Source organism: Allobosea sp. 01N443 (assembly GCF_056399325.1).
In genome coordinates, this window is the sequence record NZ_JBFTRC010000237.1 from 1 (window position 1) to 7,768 (window position 7,768).

Below are 7,768 nucleotides of genomic sequence, written 5' to 3' on the forward strand. Positions count from 1 at the left end.
ACCCGGGCCTCGATCGGCTGCGCGACCGTCGCGTCGACGACCTGGGACGATGCGCCGGGATAGACCGTCGTCACCGAGACCTGCGGCGGCACGATGTCGGGGTATTGCGCGACCGGAATCGCCAGCAGCGAGAGCAGGCCGGCGATCGTGGTGACGATGGCGATGACGATGGCGAGGCGGGGCCGATCAACGAAGATCGCGGAGATCATGGGCTTCAGCTTCCCTTGATCATCGCCGGCACCGGGCGTGCCCGGACGGGTGCCCCTGGCCTGACGGCCTGCAGACCCTCGACGATGATCTGCTCGCCGCCGGCCAGGCCTTCGGACACGACGGCATTGGGGCCGTCCTCGCCGCCGAGCTTCAGCCGCTTGACGACGGCCTTGCCGTCCACGACCGCAAAGACATAGACGCCGGCCTGGTCGGCGATCAGGGCTGCCTGCGGCACCACGATCATCTGCTGCGGATCGCCGACCTCCAGGGCGACGCGCACCAGCTGCCCGTCGGTCAGCGCGCCGGTCGGATTGGGCATCCTCGCCCGGACGAGCACGGTGTCGGTGCCACGATCGACCGAGTTGTTGACGAAATCGATCTGCCCGAGCTGGTCGTAGAGAGTGCCGTCGGAGAAGCGGAGCTGCACCTTGACCGCCTTGGGATCGACATGCTTGCCCGTTTCGGCGCTCTTGAGGAATTCGCGCTGGCTGACCGGGAAGGTCACATACATCGGATCCTGGCTGATGATCGTCGTCAGCACGCCGCTGTCGGGGCCGACCACATTGCCCTTCGTGACATTGGTCAGGCCGATCTTTCCGGAGATCGGCGCCGTGATGGAGGTGTAGCCGAGATTGACTTTCGCCGTGGCGAGATCGGCCTGGTTGGTCATGATCGCGCCGGCGGTCTGCTGCTTCTGGGCAACGGCCTGATCGCGCGCCACGACGGTGCCGGCCGCCTTGGCCAGCAGGTCCTGGGCACGTTCGAGCTGGATCGCGGCCAAGGCGTCGGCCGACTTGCTGATCTCGAGCGCACCCTGCGCCTTCTCGACCGCTGCCTGGAAGAGGTCGCGCTCGACCCGGTAGAGCGGGGCGCCGGCCTTGACCATGTCGCCTTCCTTGAAGAGCACCTCCTCAAGATAGCCGGTGACCCGGGCCCTGATGTCGACCTTGTCGATTCCCGAGACGCGGCCGACGAAACCGAGAGACTTGGAAATCGGTTTGCGTTCTGCGTTGATGGTGCCGACCTGAACGGCGGCAGGCTCGCCTGTCTGTGCGAGGGCCGGCCCGGCAACGGCGCAGGCGACAGCCGCCACATATGCAATCCGCCACATCGACGCCTCCCTGCCAGCCGTGGTGAAGACTTCCCGGGCCGCTCTATGGCGCAGCGGGTCTAGGTTTCGCCGATTTCGTCAGTGACCGTGTGATGCCGATCGAGCGTGACATCCCCGATCTTGATCGCTGCCCCGGCGGGGCCAGGCGTGATCGGCGTCGCGCAGACCGGGATGAGAGCGCGCCTGTAGCCCTTTGGCTTCGGCCCGATGACCTGACAGCTGGCCGAAGGGCGACATCGCCCATCGAAGAACTCTCGCAGACGCCGTCATCCAGTGACCTCATCGCAAAGGTGATGCTCGATAGGTCCTGACAGTCGTTCCAAACGCTTCTGCCTAGAACTTTGATACTGTAACACCCGCAGTGCGATACAGTAAGTCGGTGCGGTCGGCCTATGGTTCGTCACCACACCGAGACCGTTATGTGCCGCTAGGGCAGACCGATGATGGCTCGTCGAAGGCAGGCAACCTCTCAGGCGTTGCTTCGGCTCCGGGTCCGGTGACGATCCGGCATCGGACGGAAGCGGCGGGCAGGCTCGCCAGCCAAGCGCGGCGCCAACCGTCATCGGCGCCGTCTTCGACTCGCCTTTGGGYCATCGATCTAGCGCTTTCTTAAGAGCTCTTCAGGCAGCGTCTGCAGTTCACCGGAGAGCAAGCACCTTCAGGGTAGCCTGTCACGACAGTTGATTCGGCCTCCTCGCCAGAGAGCGGCGGCCGGTCGAACCGACGCTGCTCCTCGATGCGTGTCTGGACGATGGAACGAACCTGATGAAGAGCCTGACGATACGCCGCCGCATTCTCGTGAGTTTTGCTGCGGTCCTGGCGGTGATGTCGGCGATGGCCGCCATCTCCTATCTCTGGTTCGTTCAGACCGAGCGCGAAGCGGCCAGGGTCGAAACCAACACGGTGCCGGCTCTCTATTTCAGCACCCGGCTGATGACGACATGGACGGAGGCCAGCAGCCTCCTGCGCGAATTCGTGCTCGAGGACGTGGCCGCGGACAAGGCCAGGATTGCCGACGCCATGCTCGCCAATCGCGATCAGCTGCGCGGCCTGCTGAAGTCCTATGAAGGCACGCTCGACTCCGAGCAGGATCGCCAGAACTATGCCCTGGTCAAACAGCTTTTCGACCAGGTCTTTCCGGCCGAAGACGCGATCGTGGCCGCAGGCAAACAGGCTGCGGCCGGCGGTCAGGCTCTTGACCAGCGCGGCGCAGTCCGGAGCGAGTTCGAGCCGATTGCTGCCAAGCTGCGGACAAGCCTGCAGGCGATGGTCGAGTACAACAAGTCGGAGGCCGATGAATCGACCCAGCGCATCGTCTCGATCGTGCGTACGGCGGAGTTGGGCCTGGCCGTCAGTTTCCTGGTCGCGCTCGCGCTCGCGGCGCTGTGCGGCTACCTGCTGTTTCGCGCCATCACCGTGCCGCTCGGAAAGCTGCTCGGCATCGTCGATCTCATGCGCCGCGGAGATTTCAGCGCGCGGCTCGAGCTCCAGCGTCGCGATGAGTTCAGCACGCTGGCCGACGGCGTCAACGCCATGGCCGACGATCTCGCCGGCCTGATCGGCCAGGTTCAGAAATCCAGCATCCAGGTCAACACCTCGATCACCGAAGTCGCCGCGACCTCCAAGGAGCAGYAGGCGACGGCCAGCGAGATCGCCGCGACGACGACGGAAATCGGCGCGACCGCCAAGGAAATCTCCGCGACCTCGAACGAGCTCGTGCGCACCATGGACGAGGTCTCTGTGGTCGCCGAGCAGACTGCGGTGCTTGCCGGAGGCGGGCAGGCCGGGTTGTCGCGCATGGAAACGACGATGCGCCACGTCATGGAGGCGGCCGGCGCGATCAATGCCAAGCTCGCGATCCTCAGCGAGAAGGCGGGCAACATCAATCAGGTCGTCACCACCATCACCAAGGTCGCCGACCAGACCAACCTGCTTTCGCTGAATGCCGCGATCGAGGCGGAAAAGGCCGGTCAGTACGGCCGGGGGTTTGCGGTCGTGGCGACGGAGATCCGCCGCCTCGCCGACCAGACAGCGGTGTCGACCTACGACATCGAGCAAATGGTCAAGGACATCCAGTCGGCCGTCGCAGCCGGCGTGATGGGCATGGACAAGTTCTCCGAGGAGGTGCGCCGCGGCATGCAGGAGGTGCAGCAGGTCGGCGGGCAGCTGTCGGAGATCATCGAACAGGTGCAGGGGCTGGTGCCGCGCTTCGAGGTGGCAAACGAGGGCATGCAGGCGCAGGCAACCGGTGCCGGCCAGATCAGCGAAGCCCTGTCGCAGCTCAGCGAAGCCGCCCAGCAGACGGTCGAGTCGCTGCAGCAATCCACGCTCGCGATCGACGAACTGAACCAGGTCTCGAGCGGGCTGCGCAGCAGCATCTCGCGTTTCAAACTTCGCGCGTAGAGCATCGGCCCGAAAAGTGGATACCGGTTTTCGTAAAAGCGGATGCAAAGACAAAGTGCGACAGCATCAGGCCGGATTTGATATCCGGTCTGATGCTGTCGCAGGAGCAGGCGAGCCGAGCCCCGTCCGATGCTGTTTCTGATGTTCCGCCTGGGTCAGGACCGCTATCTGCTCGATGCCCGGCAGGTCGAAATGGTCTTGCCCCTGCTCACCGTGAAAGCCCTGCCGGCTGCGCCGGTCGGCGTCGTCGGAGCCATCAACTACCGGGGCGCACCGGTGCCTTTGATCGATCTCAGCCTGCTCGCGCTCGGGCGCGCTGCTGCCCCCCTGCTGAGCACGCGGATCATCCTCGTGCGCTATCCGGTCGGTGCAGGCGAGCACGCCCTGCTCGGGCTCATTGCCGAGCGTGCGATCGAGACCGTCGAGCGCGATCCGGCGGATTTCGTGGCCACGGGTGTCGAGGCTGGAATGCCTCCCTATCTCGGCCCGGTCGCTTCCGACGACAAGGGGCTGATCCAGAGGATCCGGGCGGAAGCCCTGCTATCCCCAGCGATCCGTGAGATCTTGTTCCAGCAGCCCGCGACGCATTCCTGATGGACAGGGCCATGGGCACAGGGGCGTTCGAACAGCTTCTCAGGGAGATGATCGGGCTCAGCAGCGAGACGGTCGGCGCCTCGGTAATTCGTCATGCGCTCAAGCGACGGATGACCGACTGCGAGATGCCGGACCTCCACACCTATTGGAGTTATCTCAGCGAGAACCGCACCGAGCGTCAGGAGCTGATCGATGCGGTCGTCGTGCCGGAGACCTGGTTCTTCCGGGATCGCGAKGCCTTCGCGGCGATGACGCGCCAGGCTCGCGAAAGCCGGGGTTCCGGGACGCCGCTCAGACTTCTGAGTCTGCCATGCTCGACGGGCGAGGAGCCCTATTCCATGGCGATGGCGTTGTTCGACGCGGGCTTCGAGGCAACGGAATTCAGCATCGACGCCGTCGATGTGAGCACGCGTAATCTCGTCTATGCCGAACGTGCGGTCTACGGGCGCAACTCCTTCCGCGGCGAGGAACTCGGCTATCGCGACCGGCATTTCGATGCGGTCGAAGGCGGCTTCCGCCCGCATGAGCGCGTCCGCCGGCAGGTTTGCTTCACGCTCGGCAACCTGCTCGGGCCGGTCCCGCAGCCGAGGGCCGAACCTTACGACGTCATCTTCTGCCGCAACCTGCTGATCTATTTCGATCGCGAGACGCAGGGGCTGGCACTGGACCGGCTCAGGCAGATGCTCGCAGACAAGGGCCTGTTGCTGGTGGGGCCGGCCGAGTCCGGATTGCCGACCTTGCATGGCTTCGCTTCGGTGCGCTTCCCCAGGGCCTTCGCCTTCATCAAGGCAAGCGCTGTGCAGCAAGCGCCGGCAGCGGCTCCCGTACGGAGGTCGCGTCCGACGCCACTGCCCGCACAAGCGCCACGGCGTATCGCGCCGCCTCCGCGCGTGCGCCCCTTCGCGCAGAAGACCGCACCAGGAGAGGCTGCTTCGCCGGCGCCCGACCCGGCAGCCAAGAGCCTTGCCACCATCGAGCACGCCGCCAATGCCGGCCGCCTCGGTGAGGTCAAGCGCGCCGCTGCGAGCCATCTCGAGGAATTCGGGCCGTCACCGGAGGTCTTCTACCTGCTTGGCCTCGCCCATGATGCGGATGACGCGCCGTCGGACGCGATCCAGAATTACCGGAAGGCACTCTATCTTGCACCCGACCATCGTCAGGCGCTCGTCCAGCTCAAGCTCCTGCTGCAGCGGCAAGGCGACAAGGCCGGAGCCAAGGCGCTGACCGACCGGCTCGACCGGATTGCGAAGAGGAGTGACGTCTGATGTCCGTCACGGCCGGCATGCAAGCGACGGAGCAGGGACAGGGCATCAATGAGTGCTGGCGCCAGATCGGTGTCAGCGGGGACAGGTCCTGTCCGGAATTGCGGGAGCATCTGCATTGTCGGAACTGCCCGACCCATGCGGAGATCGCACGCAGTCTGCTCGATCGCCCCTTGCCTGCGGGCTATTCCGAGGAATGGGCACAGCATTTCGCGAGAGCTGCAGAGCGCCCCGAGGCCGAGGGTGGGGCTCGCAGCGTCGTTCTCTTTCGTCTGGGAGAGGAATGGCTCGGTCTCCCGACGACGACCTGTCACGAGATCGCGGAGCCGCGCCGCATCCATTCGCTGCCCCATCGCCGGACCGGCGCAGTGCTGGGCATYGTCAATGTCCGGGGCGAACTGCTCATCTGCATGTCGTTGCCGGAGCTCCTCGGCATCAATACGGGCGGGCAGAGTTCAGGCGGTGGCAAGATCGCCGTGTTTCGCCGTCTGATCGTGATTGGCAGGGATGAGAGGCGCGTCGCCTTCGAGGTCGACGAGGTGCACGGCATGCATTCCTATGGGGAGCGCGACCTGATCGCGGTACCGGCAACGATCGGCAAATCGGCCTCGACCGTCATCCAGGCCATGCTGTCCTGGCAGGGGCGCACGGTCGGCTGCCTCGATGAGGCACCGCTGCTCGCCATGATCGACCGGAGTATCGCATGAGCGGCGAGGATTTCAGCCAGCTCTCGATGCTGGACCTGTTTCGCGCCGAACTCGACTCGCAGTCGCAGGCGCTGACAGCAGGCCTGCTGGCGCTTGAGCGCGATCCTGTCGCGGCCGTTCATCTCGAAGCCTGCATGCGCGCCGCCCATTCGCTCAAGGGCGCGGCCCGGATCATCGATCTGACGCCTGCGGTGCAGGTGGCGCATGAGATGGAGGAGTGCTTCGTTGCTGCCCAGCGCGGGCAGGTCAGGCTCAATCACGCCCATATCGATGCGCTTCTGAAGGGCGTCGATCTGCTGGCCGCGATCGCCACTGAGCCGGGACCTGGCGAAGAGGAGATCCAGCGCAGAATCGCAGGCTTCGCGCAGGCGCTTCAGCAGCCTGGCTCCTCGGCTTCGGGGCCGGACGTGAATGACGAGCTCCCTGCGGCGGCTCCGGAGAGAGATCATTCCAGCGAAGCTCCGCCCGCTCGAGCCCAGGAGCCGGCTGCCGGATCCGCGCCGGCGCTATCCCAGACGCCGGGAAGCCCGGGGTCGGACCGCATGGTGCGCGTCACGGCAGAAAGCCTGAACCGGCTGCYCGGGCTCGCGGGCGAGTCCCTGATGTCGGCCCGGCGCCTCAGACCGTTCAACGATGGGCTCTTGCGCCTCAGGCGCGTCCAGACCGATCTTGCCAAGAGCTTTGACGCGCTGCGCGCCGCGATGCCGGCGGTGACGACGGATGTCAGGGCCCTGCAGGCGCTCGCCGAGGCTCAGCTCAAGCTCGGGGAAAGCCAGGCTATTCTGGCGCAGCGCCTCGACGAGCTCGATGCCGTCGACCGGCGCGCCACCGATCTCGCCAATCGGCTCTATGACGAGACGCTCGCCAGCCGGATGCGCCCCTTCGACGATGGCGTCCGGCATTTTTCGCGGACCGTCCGCGATATCGGGCGAACCCTGGGCAAGAAGGTCCGCCTCGAGATCGTCGGCGGCTCGACGAGCATCGACCGCGACATCCTCGAGGAACTCGATGCCCCGCTCGGGCACCTCCTGCGCAACGCCGTCGATCACGGGCTCGAACCTCCCGAGGAGCGGCGGGCCGCAGGAAAGGCGGAAGAAGGCCTGATCAAGCTCGAGGCCCGGCACAATGCCGGGCTGTTGCAGATCATCGTTGTCGACGATGGCCGCGGGATCGATCTCGACGCGCTGCGCCTTGCGACCAGCAGGCGGGGGCTGACGACGGCCGAGACGGCGCAGAGCCTGAGCGAGGCCGAACTCCTGGAGTTCCTGTTCCTGCCTGGCTTCTCGATGAAGGGCAGCGTCAGTGACATTTCCGGACGCGGCGTTGGCCTCGATGCCGTGCAGGCGATGGCACGCCAGGTCCGGGGGCAGGTGACCGTGTCGTCGGAGCTCGGCGCCGGGACGCGTTTCCAGCTTCAGTTGCCGCTGACGCTCTCGGTGATCCGCGCCCTGCTCGTCGAGATCGACGGCGAACCCTATGCG

Annotated in this window: 7 protein-coding genes; 5 read left to right on the plus strand and 2 right to left on the minus strand. The window is 65.7% G+C overall.

What is annotated here, in order from left to right:
- Both AC1DRP_RS32835 and AC1DRP_RS32840 read right to left on the minus strand, forming a co-directional pair.
- Window positions 1-209, minus strand: a 209-nt coding sequence (locus AC1DRP_RS32835; RefSeq protein WP_476770709.1) for an efflux RND transporter permease subunit, incomplete at its 3' end; no start/stop codon positions are given.
- Between the two features lie 5 nt (window positions 210-214).
- Window positions 215-1,321 (minus strand): efflux RND transporter periplasmic adaptor subunit, encoded by a 1,107-nt coding sequence (locus tag AC1DRP_RS32840; RefSeq protein ID WP_476770710.1) that lies wholly within the window; start codon window positions 1,319-1,321, stop codon window positions 215-217.
- Between the two features lie 765 nt (window positions 1,322-2,086).
- Here AC1DRP_RS32840 and AC1DRP_RS32845 point away from each other — a divergent pair.
- From AC1DRP_RS32845 to AC1DRP_RS32865, 5 genes are all read left to right on the plus strand, one after another.
- Window positions 2,087-3,724, plus strand: a complete 1,638-nt coding sequence (locus AC1DRP_RS32845) for a methyl-accepting chemotaxis protein (protein ID WP_476770711.1) — start codon at window positions 2,087-2,089, stop codon at window positions 3,722-3,724.
- A gap of 129 nt (window positions 3,725-3,853) precedes the next feature.
- Window positions 3,854-4,318: a chemotaxis protein CheW gene (locus AC1DRP_RS32850; RefSeq protein WP_441507883.1), complete on the plus strand. Its 465-nt coding sequence runs from the start codon at window positions 3,854-3,856 to the stop codon at window positions 4,316-4,318.
- 11 nt (window positions 4,319-4,329) lie between these two features.
- A complete protein-coding gene (locus AC1DRP_RS32855) occupies window positions 4,330-5,583 on the plus strand; it encodes a CheR family methyltransferase (RefSeq protein ID WP_476770712.1) in 1,254 nt (417 codons plus the stop codon).
- Window positions 5,583-6,287: a chemotaxis protein CheW gene (locus AC1DRP_RS32860; protein ID WP_441507881.1), complete on the plus strand. Its 705-nt coding sequence runs from the start codon at window positions 5,583-5,585 to the stop codon at window positions 6,285-6,287. Before AC1DRP_RS32855 ends, AC1DRP_RS32860 begins: the two co-directional genes overlap by 1 nt.
- A partial coding sequence (locus tag AC1DRP_RS32865; RefSeq protein WP_476770713.1) for a chemotaxis protein CheA occupies window positions 6,284-7,768 on the plus strand: 1,485 nt, incomplete at its 3' end. The genes AC1DRP_RS32860 and AC1DRP_RS32865, both read left to right, overlap by 4 nt.

Excerpts from the sequence above, each read along its gene's own strand:
- AC1DRP_RS32840 (WP_476770710.1), bottom strand. The coding sequence starts at position 1,321 with ATGTGGCGGATTGCATATGTGGCGGCTGTCGCCTGCGCCGTTGCCGGG.
- AC1DRP_RS32850 (WP_441507883.1), top strand. The coding sequence starts at position 3,854 with ATGCTGTTTCTGATGTTCCGCCTGGGTCAGGACCGCTATCTGCTCGAT.